Source organism: Pelotalea chapellei (assembly GCF_018531195.1).
Lineage (GTDB): Bacteria > Desulfobacterota > Desulfuromonadia > Geobacterales > Pseudopelobacteraceae > Pelotalea > Pelotalea chapellei.
Map to the genome: position 1 here is coordinate 320,502 of NZ_JAHDYS010000003.1, position 17,611 is coordinate 338,112.

The following is a 17,611-nucleotide window of genomic DNA, read 5'->3' on the forward strand; positions in this document are numbered from 1 at the left end:
GGCATGCCTCGCCCCTACGCGTCATATCTTTTCTGCGTTTTCGTCATGGCGGATCGACTTACTCCTCGATCCATCCTCAAAAAACTCCTCCTCAAGCAGAAGCTTGTCGCCGGCATCGAATTGCTTGCGGCTTTGGAGAGTCCCCTGGCGGTAGACCTCGTCGGTTTTGATTCCTTTGCTGTTGATGTTGCGCAAAAGCCCCTCCGCCCGGCCGTTTTGGTAATTCCCCTCGAAAGCAAGGGAGCCGTCTTCGTTGTAGTTCCGGACCATTCCGTGGGGACGGGAGAATTCCCAGACGGGGCGGTCTTTATCCATCCCTTCATAGGCAGTTGTGTAGATCCCTTCGTGTTCTATAACGCCGTTGTCATGGTAACTCTTGAGAACAAAAAACTGGTCATCTTCGGCTCGTCCCGACCGCTTTTTCTTTCCCGATGCCGTCTCAGCCGCATCTTTTGCAGCAGCTTCAAACTTTGCTGCATGGCTTTTGAGTTTTCCATTGAGGTAATACGATTTATGTTCGAGCGGCTTCTCTTTGTCGCTGAAACGCACTTCATCGAGCAACGCTCCGCTTTCTGCGTAAAGCAGATATTTACCTACAGTTTTCCCGTTATTAATCGAAAATGAACGACGCAGCCTGCCGGTGGCGAAGTATTCTTTCTGCTCGTATTGCCGGTCGTTCCCCGGTTCCGTAAAGATTTTAGCCAGCCTTTGGCCTTCCTTATCGGTGACCTCCGTCTGAACGAGCTTGCCGTCGCGGTGGGTCAGCCTGGTCGCCCCACCTCTGCGCCCGGAAATTTCAACAGTAGCCTCTTTGCCGTTCCGTCCGCACCATTCCGCATCTTTTGGGTGAACCGGCTGGGGACCGCAGGATAGCTGGATTATCTCTCCGTCCTTGTCGAACGCAACCTCTCCCTTGCCGGTTTTATTTGCTTTCTCGACAATATAGACGGTTTTGAGAGCGCCGCTGGGATAAAATTCGCGAACGACTCCATTTGCGATGCCGTGATCGAAAGGTATTTCGCACGAAAGATCTCCCTTTTTAGAATATACCCGCGCAATACCGTGGAGGGTGCCGTCCTTGGCCGTAAAATCAATCTTCTGATTGGTGGAAACGAAGGCCCATCCTTTCTGCAGCTCCCCCTTGTGCCAGAGGAATTCGGCTTTCACTTTCTTTCCGTTGTGGTCGTAGCAGCGCTCCGTTCCATCCCGTTTCCCCTTCGGTACCGGATTGGGGCCGGGCCCCTCGTCTTCGTCATCACCCACGGCGACGGGTGTGTCCCCCATCCGGCAAATCGTGTTGTAGTCCAGAATTTTTACCCCAAGTTTCATCGGGAAATGACATTCATCGGCTGAACCAAGTGCTGAACCGGCAACCAGGATTAAGGCGGCTATAGCCGGAATCTTCTTGAAACGCTTCATATTGTTTCTCGTAATCATCTCTCTGCTCCTCCAGTATTTTGTTATGCAAACACTTTGTTTATAGCTTTATCGGCAAGAGGGCCTATCGCTTTGGGATGATCGCGCCGCAGGGAGCAAAAACTTAACAAGGACAATCGTAATCGTTACTCCCCTTGAAGATATAACCCTTCATTTTGCTTTTTTTCGCAGGAATAAATTCAAAGGACTGGGGCACGCCCCGGGTATAGGTGTCTCTCGACAGGAACTCAGGATTTCCATCATTGTCAATGTCCGTAAGGTATTCAAGCTCGTTTCCTATATACTGATCGAAGCTGAGTTTGCTGCCTTTGGCGCTCATTTCCACCTTCCATAACACACCCAGAATGCCGCCATCATGGCCGCAATAAGGAACTCCTGACTGGGCATACATGGAGACCCACTTTTCAGTTTTACCTGAGTGGCTGAACTCAAAAATCTTGATGCTCTCGTAATACTCATCTTTGACATAGGGCTTGATATCGCTCCTGTACGCCTCCAATGCCTTGAAGGCTTTGGTAGCCATGGCAGCGGTTTCCTTGTCCGGTTTTCTTCCTACTGATACGGGAGATATCGGCAGCCTAACAGCCTTGGCAAAATCGCCGGAGCATTTTTCCGTTGTGGCAACAAGATGCTCCAGCCCTTCGTTAAATACATTCGTGGTGATTTCTTTTCGTGGAGTTTTCTTTTCCTTCCACTCTTGAATTTCTCCGCAATGCGGAATTTTCTTGCTTACGATCTTGAAACTAAAAGGGGCATCAAATATTTCATCAACGGGGCACCTATTCTAATTACTCTCAGAGTGCGATTCAGATAAGACTACTTTGATGTACATCCTTGCCTGGAAGCAGGCGGCTCAAGTTGATTGAGGAAAGGGAAGCATGAGCCGCAGATGTAGGTGAAAGAAAGAGAACTACACCGAGAAAAACGTATACGAAACCGCTCACCGCTTCCCACTCTCCACCGTCACATGCCATGCCGCGCTTTCCCCGCGCAGTTCGGGGCGGTACATCGGCCAGACGGCGGCGGGGAGGGCTACCATTTTGCCGGCGAGTTCCGGCTTGACCAGGTAGCGGAAACGGTGCTCACCCGGAGGGAGTGAGGTGATGAAGAAGGCCATCTTTTCGTCATGGCGCTCGCGGTGGGTCGACCAGCCGTCGTAATCGTCACCGGCGAAACGGCCGTCGTCAGAGGTTTCCCGCACTTCGAATCCGGCTGGGAGGGGATCTTCGATGATGACATAATCGAGAGATTCGCGATTGGCTACCGTCAATTCCACCTCCACCTCGTCACCGGTCCGGAGAGCTTCCCCCTTCAGCGGGAGGCGGTCCACCATCCAGCTTTCTCCCTCCTTCCGGGTGGCGAGGCGTGAGGCCGTGCGGGTTACGGTCAGGCCGAGGGCGCCTGCCGCCCGTTCCAGCGGCAACCGGTGCGAGAGGACGCCTGCGACGAATGCCGCTCCAGAGGCATTGTTCCGCTCGAACTTCAACCGATTTGTCCCGGCAATTAGATCGGCCATGGGGAGAGCAATGCGGCTGCGCCCCTCGGCAAGCTTGCCGTTGCGAACGCTGAAGCGTTCGATCTCGCGGTCGTTGAGCAGAAGCCTGCCGTCATAGCTCCCGCTCTCGCCGGAGAAATCGGCCAGCGACTTGATGACAAGAGCGGTGGCGCGGGTATTTCCCCACCAGCGGCCGACCCGTTTGCGGACCAGGTATTCGGCCAGGGAAGGCGCCAGGGGATCGGCCGGACTTATGCGGACCATGTTTTCCAGGAGGGCGGCAGTGGCCTCAACAGCCGAACCGGCCCATGGTTCGGAGTACCGTGAGACTTCATCGTCGACCTTTACACGGGCGGCGGTCCCTTCCCGTACCACGCTCCTCTTAAGCTCGGCCAGGAGTCGCTGTGCCTTTTCCCCCTCGCCGAGGTTGAGGAGCGCTTCGATGTAGAAGATGCGCTGGGGCGGGGCGATGCGATCCCACTCACGGTCGATCATCTCTTCCACTGAGCGCTCGCGGGCACCGGCAAGGGTAAGGGCGCGGTAGGCATAGGGAGTGAGATCGCCCCCCGCTTCGACGATTATCTTGCGTAGCGCGGCAACACCTTTCTCCATCGCCTCCGTTCTAATCGGAACGCCGGCTTTCCGGGCGAGTGAGAGGCCGTAAATCACATAGGCGGTCATGGCCGGGCTGGTGGAGTCTTCCTTCCACCACCCCCAGCCGCCGTCTTCGTGCTGGAAGTCGTAAAGGCGGCGCAGGCCGCTGTCCACAACTTCGGGGAGCTTGGTCGCCAGATCGGGAGGGAGTTCGGCCCGCCCCGTTGTCGCAAGCCCTCTCACATAGACCGCCGGGAGGAATCGGGACATGGTCTGCTCCACGCAGCCGTAGGGGAATTCCACCAGTTCCCGAATACTTTCGCCGAGGCTGGCAAGAAGGGTGGGAGCGAAGGTTATGTCGAGGGTCGCGCTTCCGGGAAGGGCATCGGCAGGAAGGTCGACGGAGGTCGTGGCGGAGGTTTCCTTCACTACCATGTTCCCCGCAATTTTACGGTCGATGCCCTTCTGAAACACCGGCACCGTCAGCTCCAGGGCGTCGCCTCGGTCTCCGGCATCGGCGGTAAGACGCAGCATCGCCTCTCCCGGGGATTCCGCCCGCACCGGCAGGTCGTGACGCGCAGTGGCTCCGGCGGGGACGGCTTGCGCGAAATCGGCCGGGGCGAGAAGGGTGAGTCCGGTGGCGGCAAACCGCCCTTTCACAGGCCGTTCTTCGCCGGTCATATTGGTCACCAGGCCGGGAACCGACAGCTCGTCACCCTGAATGAAGAAGCGGGGCGGGGCCAGCCGCGCCATGACATCGAGTCGGCTGATGAACTTTCCACGCCCGGTGCCGAAGGCGCTCTCCCCGGTATGGGCGATGGCTGTTGCGCACCAGGTGGTGAGGTTGTCGGGGAGGCGGAATGAGACATTCCCCTTCCCATCGCTATCGGTAGCCACCTCGGGATTCCAGAAGGAGGTATCCTTGAACAGTTTCCTGATTTTTATTTTCCCCCCGGCTTCAGGGGCAGGCGCCATGGCTTTGTCCTTGGAGGCTCCTCCGAGGTAGACGCGGGGAAAGGAATGGAACGTCTCGACAAGGTGTTCGCGGCTCCCGCGGAAGAAGCGATGGATGTCGACGTCCTTCTCTCCGGAAATGGCGTAGATTGACTCATCCACGACCCCTACAGAGAGCTCGGCGGGGCGGGGTTTCCCGTCCGCACCCATGGTGGAGAGGGCAAGATTAACCGTATCGCCCGGCGCGTAGACGGGGCGCTCCGGCTCCACCGTTACGGCCAGGCTGTGGGGCTGGTCCTGAACCTTCAGGGAGGCGGTGCGGCTGTAAAAACGCCGGTCATGGACAGTAACGGCCGATACGTAGAGAAGCGGGGCGAAGTCTTTGGTGACCGGAATTTCCACCAGTTCGACGCTGCCGGAGAGAGCGATCGTCCGGCGCTGGTAGACATCGCGGCCTTCGAGGGTGAGGAGCAACGTGCCGCCGGTGGCCGGGGTGCGGATGAGGAGCTTCGCGGTCTCGCCGATTCGGTAGCTTTTCTTGTCGAATTCCATCTCCAGCTCCCGCCAGACACTCTGCCAGGAGTGACCCTGCTTCCAGACCCAGATGGTGTCGAAGCCGGTGGCAATCCGCCCTCTGCTGTCTGCAGTCAAAGCGGCCAGACGCCAGAAACCGGGTCGGGGGAAGGTGAAATTGTCTACGGCTCGTCCGGATTTATCAGTGGTAAGCTTGCGAGGTTCCAGCGGAAAGATCGTCTGCTTGCCGGTTTTACCATCGTATCGCTCTTCCGCCGCACCGACGACCAGAGTGGTGGATACCGGCTTCCCATCCCGGTCCTTCGCGGTGAAGGCCACCGGTATCGTCACGCCGGGAGATGTCACATACTGCTCCGCCCGCACGTCGAGGGCGATCAGCGACGGTACGACCGGAATGGAGGCAGAGGCGGTGATCTGGCGGGATGCCGCGTCGGTCACCGTCATCTCCACCCGGTACACCATTTCCGTTTCAGCCTCGGTAGTTGGGACGGTAATAACCGCCTTGCCGGTTTCGTCGGTAACCGTTTCACCCTCGTGAATGAAATCGGCATAGCCGTCGGCGGCATAGTCGACTTCCTCTTCGCCTTCGCCGTACCGGTAGCTCTGCTGGGCGTACACGCTGTACTTTACCGGCGCTGCCGCCACAGGTCCGCCGGTGTAGGTGCGGGCAACGAGGGTGAATTCAGCCGGATCGCCGCTTAGCACGTATGGGCGGGCCGGCGCGGCCTTTACCTCGAACTCCGGCTTGCGGTACTCGAGGACGTCGAACGTCGTTCGCCACTCCGTTTCACCGGATCGAACCGTGACCGTGTATTCTCCGAGGGCGCCATCGGCGGCAAGGGGGAATTCTCCCGCTAATGCCCCGGTTTTGGTGAGGGGGACCTCGCGTTCAAGAACCGTCTGCTCGTGGCTGTCGGTAACTTTCAGCTGAACGGAAGAAACGCCGGGAAGGGCGTAGTCGTCGCCGACCCTCTTCCGAAGAACTCCTTTAAAATAGACCGTCTGGCCGGGGCGATAGGCGGGGCGCTCGGTATAGAGGAACCCGGCGAGCTCGTTCTTTTTTTTAAGGTCTGCAGCGGCAACATTCAGAAACGCGAGATTTTCGCCGCTGCTCCCCACCACCCGAAGCTCTCCTGCGGCGAAGGGGATGGAGATGAGGCCGTCGGCGCCGGTGACGCCGAGAAACGATTCCTTACCGGTGCCTTCAGCCGGAAAAGCTGCCGCAGAGACGCCGGAAAGGGCCTTTCCGGTGGAGAGGTCGGATGCAAAGAGAAGGATGGATGTAGGTGAAACCTTTGCCACCAAGCCAAGTCGTGTAACCTGAAAAGCGGATCGAACCTTTGCGCTCCCCGCCTGCGCCTCCACCACGTATGCACCGGAGGGGAGAAGGGGGAGCGTAACCGTCGCCCGGGTAAGGGAGCTCCCCTTGCTGGGCGGATTCAGGCGGACCGGCATCTTCTTTACCTGCCGCAGAGAAGCGGGCGGAATCTCATCCGGCCGCTGGAGCGATAGGCGTCCGGCAACAAGGTCGTCCTTGGATACCGAGTAAACCCTCACCTGGGCAGCCGGATTCCAGACCCCCTTCAGACGGAACTTGACGCGGCTTTGCGGGAGATAGACCTCGCCGAACTCATAGAGAGAGAGTTCCAGAGGATGGACCTTCACCGGAACAGTGACACTTTTTTCTTCCCCCTCGGCAACCGTCACTTTGACTTCTTTTCCCGCGAAACCGCTGCCGGAGGCGTCCACTGTGACTTCGCCGGGGGCTACCCGTGAAAAGAAGGTTATCCCGTTTTTACCCAGCAACTTCGAATCGTAACCGGCGCCGTACACCGAAGCCGATCCCCATGTTATCGCCCGCTCGCGCCCCTCGTGCATCCCGACAACCCGGACTGTAAGCCTCCCGGGGTGCAGCATCTTCAGGTCGGCCAGTTCGCGGCGTTCCCCCCGCTTGACCTGAAACGGAGTTGACCTCTGCGCGATCCATTCCTTATCTTCAATCGTGGCGGTCTGCCATCCTTCTTCCACGCCCCTGACGAGAAAGCGCCCGTCGCTCCCGGTTTTGGCCGAACTCTCTCCGGAAACCGTCACGGTCACCCCTGCCACCGGCTTTCCGGAGGTGGTCACCACCCTCCCGGAAACCTGCGCCTCGCGCTGCAGCGGAACCGTCACCTCAACCGGCTTTACCTCAAGCAGCAGGTATTCCTTCCTTACCGCAAAACCTTCCTTTCGCACGGTGTACTGATATGTTGCGGGGGAAAGCTCCAGCCTCGCCTTGCCGGTTCCATCCGTCGTGACCTGCTTGGGCTTGCCGCTCCCCGTCACAATCGACAGAAGAGCTCCGGAAACGGGAATGTTCGATTCCTCGTTCACGACCGTTATAGTCGCCGCCACCGGCTTTGCATCCGCAAAGGCAGTGGATGAAAAAGGCGAAATCAGGATAATCAGAACCAGTGAGAGTCTGTGGAGCAACTTCATTCGGACCTCCAGAAGTAATTTCAAATCATTCAATAATAGTGTCGCCCATTGCCGCCAAGGGCGAAAAACCTAAGTTTATCTTTTTCCAGACACGCCGCCGGTTTCCCGCGACGTGACGACAGCGGCCCGAAACCGGTACAGGCGAACCCGCAGAGGATCGCTTTCGCCAAGTCGCTTCATGGCGGAACGATACGCCCACGCGGCGGTCTTCGCCTCCCCCGGCACGATGGCCACCCCCCGGAGGTCATTTTCCACGAAAAGCCCTTCCCTGGTCGGACTGATGAGCTCCGGGGAGGAAACCGGCTCGGGAGTATCGGGAAAGGTAAGCTGAACACGGGCTTCCAGCGCCGTGCGGCGGTCGATTCCGGTTGCCCGCTCATCGTGGAGAAGCGCCAGGCGAATGTTTTCATCGATCTCTTCCGCGAGAGTCGATTTTCGCGGTTGAAATCCGCCGAAGCAGGCCACCACCCGTCGCCCAATGAAAAACGTAACGAAGCAGCTCCGACGTGAGGCGGCAATGGCGGCAGGGGGATCAACCTTCGGCCCGTACCCGAGCCTTTCCAGGAAAACCCCCTTTGCATAACGGATGACGGTTTCCCTTCCTGAAGGGGAGTTGATCACCGATTCCGAAACTGTCGATCTGATTGCCGATTCAGCGCCGAAAGCGCACGACTGAGGAAGGGGAGCGCACAAAACGAGCAGCGCCACGCAGAGAATGAAAGGGCGGAGAGAAGTCATCGCCCGCCCCCCCCGACAAGGCGCGTGGGAGCGGGATACCGGTCGCGGGAAAGCACTTCATCCTGCACCCTGTCTCCGGATCGGATGATGCGGCGGGTAAGCGCCGAATACCCGCTCCCCCCTTTCTGGGGAGACACTGCCCACTTAGACGACGAAACCACAGCAGTCTCCGGCTCCAGAGGGATTATCTCGGTTTTCAGTTCCACCCGAAAGTTTTTGGGACGTATTCCCCGAAACGCAGCGGTAAGCCGCTCGCTTGACGCATCCATTCCGAGCTGCAGCGGCACTTCATGCGGGTTTCTCACTTTCAGGTCCTTGAGCCATCCGGCAACGGTCGCGTCCCGCCCCGGCGGCACATAATGCACCACGCGGGAGTGAGGATGGCGTTCCACGACCTGCAACCCCGCATCCAGCGCAGCATTGTAAATCGTTGATGCTATCTGGCAGATTCCTCCCCCGGTCACATCTTCCAGCGTTCCCTTGTCGGTGACCATCGGCGCGATCTCGTACCCTTTTTCGGCAAGGCGCACGCCGAGAATGTCGTTTAGACTCAGGGTCGCCCCGGGGGGGACAATAATCCCGTTCAGGTCGGCCGCAGCCCGCGCTGCGTTATGGCGCTGTTGCGGCGAGCGTCCCGCCAGCGGCGTGGAGAAACCGCCCCAGAGGTGCGTGTACCCTTCTGCGGCGGCAGTGGCGGCTGTTACCAAGAGCGATAACGCTAAAATAGCGAGGATGAGTCTGGACTTCATTTTATACATCCTCATATAAGACCGTTGCAGCTGATGTGGATCGGGAGTTGTGACGATGAACCGTACAGTCCAAAAGGGAGGTGGTGATCAGATGCGCAGCCAATCACGGTGCCTGAATAATTCCTACTTCCTGTCTGATTTCGTCCTGCGCGCTACGCTCTTCTTGGGCGGTTTGGCAGATGGTATGACTTCTCCGAAGTCGATGATGAATTCGCCCCCTTTAGCCACATCCAGCCGTACCTCGGCCGGCATGTCGCCGGTGCCCATGCGGGTCAGGATCTTTTCAGAGAGTTGGGGCAGGACCGTTCCGCGCATGATGTGGTCGATGTTCCTGGCCCCGGTTTCCACCTCCGTACAGCGTGCGGCAATGCATTCCACTACTTTGCCGGAGCAGGTCAGTACCATCCTGTGACTTTCCAGCAGCCGGGCAGCCAGTTTTTCCAGCCTGAGAGAGACAATCTGCTTCATGAAGGATGAGTCCAGCAGGTAGAAGGGGACAATCGTCATGCGTGCCAGGAGCGCCGGTTTGAAATGGCGCGAGAGCAGAGGGCGGATCGCCTCGGTCAGGGCTTCGGGGGTGGGCCGCTCCCCGCCTGCGCAGAGTTGGCTGATCTGTTCCGAAGCCAGGTTGCTGGTAAGAAACAGCACCGTGTTCTTGAAGTCGATGTCCCGCCCTTCGCTGTCGGAAAGGCTCCCCTTGTCGAAAACCTGATAGAAGAGATTGACGACGTCCAGGTGGGCCTTTTCCACTTCGTCCATCAGTACCACCGAGTAGGGCTGGCGCCTTACCGCTTCGGTCAGCAGGCCGCCTTCGCCAAAGCCGACATAGCCGGGGGGTGAGCCGATCAGGCGGCTGACAGTGTGCGCCTCCTGAAATTCGCTCATGTTGATGGTGGTCAGGAAACGGTCACCGCCGAAGAGCAGGTCGGCCACCGCAAGGGCGGTTTCGGTCTTGCCGACACCCGATGGACCCACCAGCAGAAAGATGCCCTGGGGCCGGTCAGGATCGTTCAGGCCCGCCTTGGCGGCCCGCACGGTCTCGCCTATGATGCGGATCGTTTCGTCCTGCCCCTTGATCCGTTTTTTCAGGTCGTTCTCCAGTTGCATGACGCTGCCGGCCTGGTCGCGCAGCACCTTGCCCAGGGGGATGCCGGTCCAGTCCGACACCACTTTGGCAACCACGTCCGGATCGACCTCGATCCGCACCAGCGGCGCACCGTCCTGGATTTTATTCAGGTCTCCCGTCAGCGTTGCTATCTCTAGCTTGATCTCTGTGCGCTTGCCTTCAGTTCCTTCCTGTCCGGCAATTTCGCCCAACTCCCGGCGCAACGCCACCAGCCGCTGGGCCAGTCCCTGTTCCTGCTGCCAGCGCTCGGTCAGTTTGGCCAGTTCCGTCTGCAATTCATTCAGCCGCAGATCAATCCCCGGCATCCGCTCTGCATCGACCGCCGCGCCGTGCAGGCTGTCCCGTTCCAGGGCCGTTTTCTCCCGCTCCAGTGCTTGGATGGCGCGCTCGCGGTCCTCGATGATTGACGGCTTGGCGGTCAGCAGGATCTTGACCCGTGCGGCACTGGTGTCCAGCAGGTCAACCGCCTTGTCCGGCAGCTGCCGGCCGGAGATGTAGCGCCCGGACAGCTCGGCCGCGGCCATGATGGCATCGTCCCGCACCACCACGCCATGGGCCTGCTCGTAGGTCTCCTTCAGTCCGCGCAGGATCAGCACTGCAGTCTCCACCGATGGCTCGTCCAGCTTCACCGGCTGAAAGCGCCGGGCCAGGGCGGCATCCTTCTCGAAGTACTTCTTGTATTCCGACCAGGTAGTGGCGGCCACCGTACGCAGTTCCCCCCGGGCCAAGGCCGGCTTGAGAAGGTTGGCTGCATCCCCTCCCCCGGCTTGGGCACCGGCGCCGATCAGGGTGTGGGCTTCGTCGATGAAGAGGATGATCGGTTTGGGCGAGGCCTTGATCTCGCTGATTACCGACTTGAGTCGGTTTTCGAATTCACCCTTTACCCCGGCGCCAGCCTGCAAAAGCCCCATATCGAGGCCGACAATCGAGACGTCCCGCAGGATATCGGGCACATCCCCCTGCACGATGCGCAGGGCCAGCCCCTCCACCACGGCGGTCTTGCCTACTCCGGCCTCGCCGACGACGATCGGGTTGTTCTTGCGCCGCCGGGCTAGAATGTCGATCATCTGGGATATCTCCCGGTCGCGTCCGAAGACCGGGTCGATCCCCCCGGCGGCGGCGTTGGCGGTGAAGTCGGTGCAGAAGCGTGCCAGGGCGCTGTTTCCCGCAAGTGGGGCACCGTCGGCCGTTGGAACTGACGACCCGAATGCGGCCTCTGGAGAACCGGCAGTATAGCTGGCGAAACGGGCCTTAAGCCCGTCGCGCCCGATCGGCAGCAGCAGATCCACATAGCGGCCGGTGGCCAGTTGCAGCGGACGGGTCAAAAGCGCCAGCAGCAGCGCTCCGGAACGGATCTGATCATCCCCCAGATCGAGGGAAGAAACCAACCAGGCATCCTGCAGCCACTCCAGCATCACAGGTGAAAAAACCGGCTTGCCGGCATTACCGGTGTGGAGCCCGCTAAAGCTCCGCTCCACCTCCGCCCGGACAGCAGCCGGCTCGATCGACCATGCCTTGAGGGTACGGGGAATATCGCCGTCCGGCTCATCCAGAAGACGGGCAAGCAGGTGCTCCACCGTAACCTCGTAATGGGTCCGGCTGACACAGGCGCCGGCGGCCCCTTCCAGGGCGCGGGTACAGTGTGGATTGAGGCGGTTGAGCAGGGCTTTGAGGTCAGCGGTAAGCACGGAAACTCCTATCTATATTGGTGGTATTTATGTGGGATGAACACGCGAGATATTTACAGTGGAATCTTGTTGTTCGTGATTTGATTGCTAAACAGGTAGTCAATTTTGAAGCCCATACCCTTCCACAAAACTCTTCTTCACCCACCCCTGTTTGACAGTTTTACCTTTTAGCCACTGAACTTTCACCCAATCGTCCTTTACATCCAGAACTTCAAGAGAATGTCCCGACTTAAGCACAGCCACCTTGCGGGCTTTCGCAGAAGGAGAAGTTCTGATGTTCACCAGCCGCTCTGTCGAATTGATCCTTGTTACAGCAGCCTTGGGGGGCTGTACAACTTCGGGAGCCTCCTCAGCAACAGCCCGAGCCGGTTCAACCACCTTGGGCTGTGCGACTGCCTGAACCTCATTAACCAGAGCAGACTGGGCTTCAGATTTTCCAGCCTCGATCGCAGAGCCAGCCATCTGATCAGCCTGACTTGTCATCGTTCCTTTGTTAAGGGTGCAAGCGGATATCATCAATATCGAACATGCTAGTAGTAGTAAGTGAGTTCTGCTGCTGAATCCGGTGGTCATTGTGTCGCTCCTTTGAGTAAGTTTCAAGGCACCACGGCCTGATATTGTATTTTCATTGCCATACAATCTATTAATTAAACAGTATTTAATAACTTAAATTTTATGCAGAATCAAGACAATCAAGTAAATCTCAATAAAAGCCTGCAAACCTTTGGTGTCGAAGGGCTGCCTGCCCTTGCCACGGGCCAGTGACCGTTACATCAACCGTAAGCACGTAAGTTTTTTAATTTCCCCTCGCGCATTTACCAAAACAAAAAGCCCCCGCCGTGCGAACATCACATCCTCGCACGACGGGGGCTTCACATGGCCCATTGCATGTAACTACTATCCGCTAGAGCGGATCCAACCCCACCACCATCCTGAGGATGTTGAGCGAGTCGCGGATGTCGATGGTGTCGTCAGGCGCCGGGAATCCTCCCAAGAAGGGAGCCACGTCGTAACGCAACTTCTCGTAGTTGGATGGGCTCTCCAGCCCCACCACCTGGCGCAGCGATTTAAGGGCGTCAGGCAGGGTGTAGCTGTTGGGAGCAAAGTCGGCCGTGCTGACAACGATATCGGCCAGTTGCAGGTTCTGGTTGTTGCAGCTCACCAGCCGCCTGGGTGTCTTGATCAGCTTGCCCGCTTTGCCGAGGGTCACTTCGTAGTTGCCGCTGACCATGCCGGTAATCATGTAGTTGCCATTGGCATCAGATACCGCCGTATAGGCCGGCGAGCCCCCAGGGAGGTGGGGGTGACGGTCACACTGACTCCCTCCACCGGGGTGCCCAGCTGATCCACCACCTTGCCGATGAATGCAAACACCGGCGGTGGCAGGACTGCGCCGCCGATGTTGATCAGAGAAAACTAAGAAACTAGGGACACTTCCCATATTTCCTGTTGCCAATCCATATTTTGATCGTATTATCAATGTCATGCCAAGAAATAAAGTAAAAATAAAGTAAAGGGGTCAGCCCTTGAAAATAGAATATTGCTGCTGAATTTTCTTGATTTCCCTCTGCAACGCTTTATCGCGTATCAACTGCTTTGAAAAGTTCTTCGATATCTTGGCAACCGCCGAATAACTAATACCACCAAATTTTTCGCCTATCTCGGCATTTGTGGCCCCGGATTGCTTTTTCAGTAAATAAATTAGCATGTTCCTGGGTTGGCTACGCCTGGCACCAGCTATTTCTGCAAGCGCAACTCCGTAGTGATTGCAGACTGCTGCTATGATTTCTTCTGTTCCGATATTTGTTCGTAAGCCCTTACGATGGGATACTTCCGTTCTTTCCAATTGGTTGTCTGCCAAGCGGGACAACACAGATCGGATGAAATATTCATTACCGATCATTATTCCGCCGTAAACTTCTTCCAGAGGGCTTGTCAGTTCCTCACCCTGAACGCTTTCCACATAAGTCTTATAGCGCTCTTTAGCCGCTTTCGTGTCGGCGCTTAACATCTCAAGCAGCAGCGCTGTGACGACGATCTTATCCTTGCTATTGGAAATATAGGAGCAATAGCTGCTATGGGAATACTCTTCAGGCCGTTCAACCATGTTAGCGCGCACAGGATTCAAATGCAGGTAACGGCTCAATTCAAGCAGATAACTGTCTTTATCGACAAGGATGGCTTTATATCTACCCTGGAACAGATGGCCGCTTCGTTTCCTCTTTATGTTGATATATGTGGTGTAAGAACTGTTAAGGTAATGCATAATTTTGCCGAGATTAGCGTCGGGTGTCTCGATAACCAAATGGTAATGATTTGTCATGAGAACAAAAGCGTGCAGAAAAAAAACCAAATTTAGCCTCTGCTTCCGCAATGTATTCCTTAAACTTATGGTAATCCTTTTGTGAGAAGAATATCTTCTTCCGTTCGTTACCACGCGCTGTTACATGATAAATAGCGCCCTCGTATTCGATACGTAGTGGTCGTGCCATAACGCAGCCTCCTCAAATCTTATGAAGAGAATATAACTTTATTTTCTATTTTCAAGGGCTGACCCTAATGCTTTTTTCCTTTTCAAGGGCTGACCCTAATGCTTTTTTCCCTTTTTTTTCTTTTTTTTGGTGCTTTCGCTGTCGAGCCTGGTCTTGTGCTGTGGCAAGATATCTTGGTCCATGCCTATCTCCCAGAGCTTCTTTGCCTGCTCTTCAGTTACAGAAAAGCTGAATTTATGTAGGTGAAAAATGTTTTTGGCTTTAGCTATATTTTTATCATTTAGGGCATCGGCTATTTTTTGCAACATGTTATAGTCGCTTTGAAACTTGGCAGCATCCAATTGGATACCCGCTTCTTTAAGTCTGTTTTCAAGACGAACTTTATCATTATCCAACACAACCCATGTAGCGCCGTGCACAACCAGAGCAGTGCCATAACCTATGGTTGGTACTCCAACTGAGTCTAAATAAACTTTATCTTTAAAGCCTTCTCCATGAACTATAAATCAAATACAACATCATGTAATGTTTTTGGAAATAAATTATGATTATTTGTTGGCATAACTAATTGCTTCTTTGTGGTATTTCAAAACGGCATAAGCCGACTTGATGATATTTATTAATACGTAAAAATCCTATATTGTCTAATATATTTGTAAGTTCATAAATGTATGATTTTCCTTTGTATCTAAAAACACCATTTCTAGCTCCAGTGTATTTCTTGGTTTTATAATCAATCATGGCGGCTGATCCTACTGAAATTTCGTCTAGTACTGTGCACTGTTTTAAATCAAGTATTTTAGCGGTACTCTCTTCGAAAAGTACAAATTCCTCATCCTTTTTTTTGCCATCAAAAGCCACATGATAAAGTCTAAAATCATAGCTTGCAAAAGTTACAGTCCCTGATTCTTCCCACTCGTCCTTTGGTATTTTATTCTCTTGAAGATAACGCCATACATGAGGTAACCAATAAACTGATTTAGACGGTTTAAGCCTTGGGCATTTAGTGAGGTATCTTTGCAGGATTTGGTTGTTGTAGTCGTCTGTCGTAACAATTGGTTCTATGAATTCAACACGTTGTCCAGTTTTTAAATCATCCAACAAGGTGGTGCAGAAACTTCTGTCTGTGCGTTCCTTCTTTGTAAATTTTTCTTCTGAATACGGTTTTTCTAATTGCATTTTTTCTGCAGCAGAAATGATTGCTTCTCGTTCGGTTGTTTGTAATCCAGGTTTCCTGACAAAGCTCGCTGCCGTTACAGTACTATTGAAAGCTGCAATTCTGGCTTCGTATTCCGACTGCAGACAATCATCTTCATCTTTGCAGGCATCACGTACATTTTTAATCCAGTCCCGCTGCTGTTGCTTCAGTTCCTCTTTATACGAAACCAAGTCAAGCGATTTTTTGTAAAGCACTGCAAGCTCATCATCAAGTACCGAGAGACTCCCATTATAGCAAATTGTCTTTTCTGTTTCGGTATGTGCTTTCTTACAGTCGAAGCTGACGGCGAAAACTTGGGTAACATATAAGAGCATCACTGCAACAAACATTATAATTTTTCTCATATAATCTCATTTGTCATATACATTTGTTCAGCCCAGCATTTTATGACAAAATCCTTCTCCCCGTCCTTGCGAGCCATCATATATTAAGGTCTCCTCGTCTTTAGTTATTAACTATCCGAATCAAATTCAAAAGAACATGATATGTCTTTACCATCGACCGGATTGCGTACAGGTTGGATAACTACCTTCCAATTCTTTTTAAACGTAAGGGACTTTTTATGAACCGTCCAAAACATAACTTCTTTGTTCAGCGATAACAGGCCTAATAAGTTTTCAGGACCACTAACATTAGGTTCCTCACTAGTCAGGTAGTTGGCATAATACTCAAAGGAATAACCTCCATTTCCAAGTCCTGATACATCGTCCTGAAGCAATCCGTCCGGGGCTAGATCCTGACGATCAACGGTAATACCTTTTTCATCCAGATCCAGGAGTATTGTGACAAAAATTGGCCGTTTGAACCCAGTTCTTGAGTCCGGTTGAATGAAGAGCAAGTTTGTAGCGTCCATTCTTTCGCCGTATTCAGAAAATGACCTGTCATATTTGCTCCACTTATAGCTGAATAAAGAGTTATACATGTTCCGGTCTTTGGGGGTGTTGCCCATGTCAACGAAATGCTTTTGATTGTAAAAAGCCATTTCACGCAATTGCATATACATCTGTTTTTTCTCTTCTACGGTACTCGCATTTACTGTCGGTTCGGGTACGGTAGCCTCCTGAATATTCTTCCAGATGTAGTTACATACTTCAGGCTTGTTACTTTCAAGTGTTTCGGATATTTCAACGTCTTTGGCTTTGCTCACTAGTTCTTTTAACTGTGTCAGCTGTTCTGTGAGCCGCCTCATTACCGTATCTTTTGATGGTCCTATCGCAGTGGGAGCAGTGGCGCGGGCCAAATGTAGAGAATGATTTAACCCCTTTATACGCCGTTCATAATCGCCACCAAGGTACTCTGCCTTCGTCGTTTTCAGCGATTTCAACCAATCTCTCTGATCCTTAATCAACTTCTTCAACTTATTAGGTCGGCTTCTCAGCTCTTTTCTAGTTTCCGCATACACCTTTGCAAGCTCGTCATCCAATGCTGAAAGCTTGGCATCAGAGCAAACTGTCTTCTCCATGGTCGTTTTTGCTTTAGCGCAGTCGAAGCTGGCTGCGAAAACCTGAGACACAGATAAAAGCAGCAATGCGAAAGTTATAGAGATTTTTTTCATATTTTTCCCTTTGACCTATTAATAAATTTCCTCGATTTAACGTATTACAGCAAAGGCTTCTTTCCCATCTTTGCCGGCCATTCATATGCCTTTGCACTCTGAACATCCTCAACAATAGCTCTTATAAAACATGATTGGGTGGCAAGTCCCCTCAGGAAACGATCCAGCAGCGCACCGAACAGAAACATTTCCCCGAAAGAGCTGAAAGTTTCCCTCTCCAGCTTAATTTTGATTCCCCAACCACGCAGCATCGTTCTTTCGGACAGTCTGTCCGATGGCTTTATTTGAAGATCAACAATTCCCTCAATTTGATTTATGTGGAGTTTGGCCGAGTCTTTGGAAAACTAGGGACACTTCCCATATTTCCTGTTGCTAATCCATATTTTGATCGTATTATCAATGCCATGCCAAGAATTGCACGCATCATAGCCGCTGGCTATCCGCATCATATAACGCAGCGCGGCAACAATCGCATCACCGTCTTTTTCGATGACGAAGATCGGCAGATGTATTTAAAATTGCTGTCAGGATACGCACAAAGATATCACCTAT

Annotated in this window: 14 protein-coding genes and 1 pseudogene; 1 reads left to right on the top strand and 14 read right to left on the bottom strand. The window is 54.1% G+C overall.

All coding sequences use genetic code 11. The features are described 5' to 3' along the window. Positions 1-21: 21 nt before the first annotated feature. The 14 genes from KJB30_RS04875 to KJB30_RS18385 all read right to left on the bottom strand — a co-directional run bounded on the left by KJB30_RS04875 (position 22) and on the right by KJB30_RS18385 (position 17,376). Positions 22-1,437 carry a toxin-antitoxin system YwqK family antitoxin gene (locus KJB30_RS04875; protein WP_214296807.1) on the bottom strand — a complete coding sequence of 472 codons (1,416 nt, stop codon included), beginning with the start codon at positions 1,435-1,437 and terminating at the stop codon, positions 22-24. A gap of 103 nt (positions 1,438-1,540) precedes the next feature. Beyond that, positions 1,541-1,960: a hypothetical protein gene (locus KJB30_RS04880; protein ID WP_214296808.1), complete on the bottom strand. Its 420-nt coding sequence runs from the start codon at positions 1,958-1,960 to the stop codon at positions 1,541-1,543. A 417-nt stretch (positions 1,961-2,377) separates the two neighbouring features. Continuing rightward, complete coding sequence (locus KJB30_RS04885; RefSeq protein ID WP_214296809.1) at positions 2,378-7,492, bottom strand: carboxypeptidase regulatory-like domain-containing protein; 5,115 nt, start codon at positions 7,490-7,492, stop codon at positions 2,378-2,380. A gap of 75 nt (positions 7,493-7,567) precedes the next feature. Then, a complete protein-coding gene (locus tag KJB30_RS04890) occupies positions 7,568-8,230 on the bottom strand; it encodes an AMMECR1 domain-containing protein (protein WP_214296810.1) in 663 nt (220 codons plus the stop codon). Next, complete coding sequence (locus KJB30_RS04895; RefSeq protein WP_246545498.1) at positions 8,227-8,979, bottom strand: VanW family protein; 753 nt, start codon at positions 8,977-8,979, stop codon at positions 8,227-8,229. The genes KJB30_RS04890 and KJB30_RS04895 overlap by 4 nt, the downstream gene beginning before the upstream one ends. A 123-nt stretch (positions 8,980-9,102) precedes the next feature. Continuing rightward, the gene (gene tssH, locus KJB30_RS04900; RefSeq protein WP_214296812.1) at positions 9,103-11,793 is read right to left on the bottom strand and encodes a type VI secretion system ATPase TssH; all 2,691 of its coding nucleotides are present in this window, start codon (positions 11,791-11,793) and stop codon (positions 9,103-9,105) included. A 99-nt stretch (positions 11,794-11,892) separates the two neighbouring features. Continuing rightward, a complete protein-coding gene (locus KJB30_RS04905; RefSeq protein WP_214296813.1) occupies positions 11,893-12,366 on the bottom strand; it encodes an SH3 domain-containing protein in 474 nt (157 codons plus the stop codon). 331 nt (positions 12,367-12,697) lie between these two features. Beyond that, positions 12,698-13,234 carry a carboxypeptidase-like regulatory domain-containing protein gene (locus KJB30_RS04910; protein ID WP_214296814.1) on the bottom strand — a complete coding sequence of 179 codons (537 nt, stop codon included), beginning with the start codon at positions 13,232-13,234 and terminating at the stop codon, positions 12,698-12,700. A gap of 78 nt (positions 13,235-13,312) precedes the next feature. Next, positions 13,313-14,167 carry a helix-turn-helix domain-containing protein gene (locus KJB30_RS04915; protein ID WP_246545499.1) on the bottom strand — a complete coding sequence of 285 codons (855 nt, stop codon included), beginning with the start codon at positions 14,165-14,167 and terminating at the stop codon, positions 13,313-13,315. Further along, positions 14,073-14,285: a hypothetical protein gene (locus KJB30_RS17965; protein ID WP_246545513.1), complete on the bottom strand. Its 213-nt coding sequence runs from the start codon at positions 14,283-14,285 to the stop codon at positions 14,073-14,075. The genes KJB30_RS04915 and KJB30_RS17965 overlap by 95 nt, the downstream gene beginning before the upstream one ends. 95 nt (positions 14,286-14,380) lie before the next feature. After that, the gene (locus KJB30_RS04920; RefSeq protein WP_437179723.1) at positions 14,381-14,788 is read right to left on the bottom strand and encodes a glycoside hydrolase family protein; all 408 of its coding nucleotides are present in this window, start codon (positions 14,786-14,788) and stop codon (positions 14,381-14,383) included. 61 nt (positions 14,789-14,849) lie between these two features. Beyond that, positions 14,850-15,848 carry a lysozyme inhibitor LprI family protein gene (locus tag KJB30_RS04925; protein ID WP_214296816.1) on the bottom strand — a complete coding sequence of 333 codons (999 nt, stop codon included), beginning with the start codon at positions 15,846-15,848 and terminating at the stop codon, positions 14,850-14,852. Positions 15,849-15,955: 107 nt separating this feature from the next. Then, a complete protein-coding gene (locus KJB30_RS04930; protein ID WP_214296817.1) occupies positions 15,956-17,059 on the bottom strand; it encodes a lysozyme inhibitor LprI family protein in 1,104 nt (367 codons plus the stop codon). Between the two features lie 44 nt (positions 17,060-17,103). Next, on the bottom strand, positions 17,104-17,376 hold the full coding sequence (locus tag KJB30_RS18385) for a type VI secretion system baseplate subunit TssF (RefSeq protein WP_214296837.1): 273 nt from the start codon (positions 17,374-17,376) through the stop codon (positions 17,104-17,106). Here KJB30_RS18385 and KJB30_RS04940 point away from each other — a divergent pair. Then, a pseudogene (locus KJB30_RS04940) lies at positions 17,344-17,611 on the top strand (hypothetical protein); the annotation flags it as partial. The gene KJB30_RS18385 and the pseudogene KJB30_RS04940 overlap by 33 nt on opposite strands.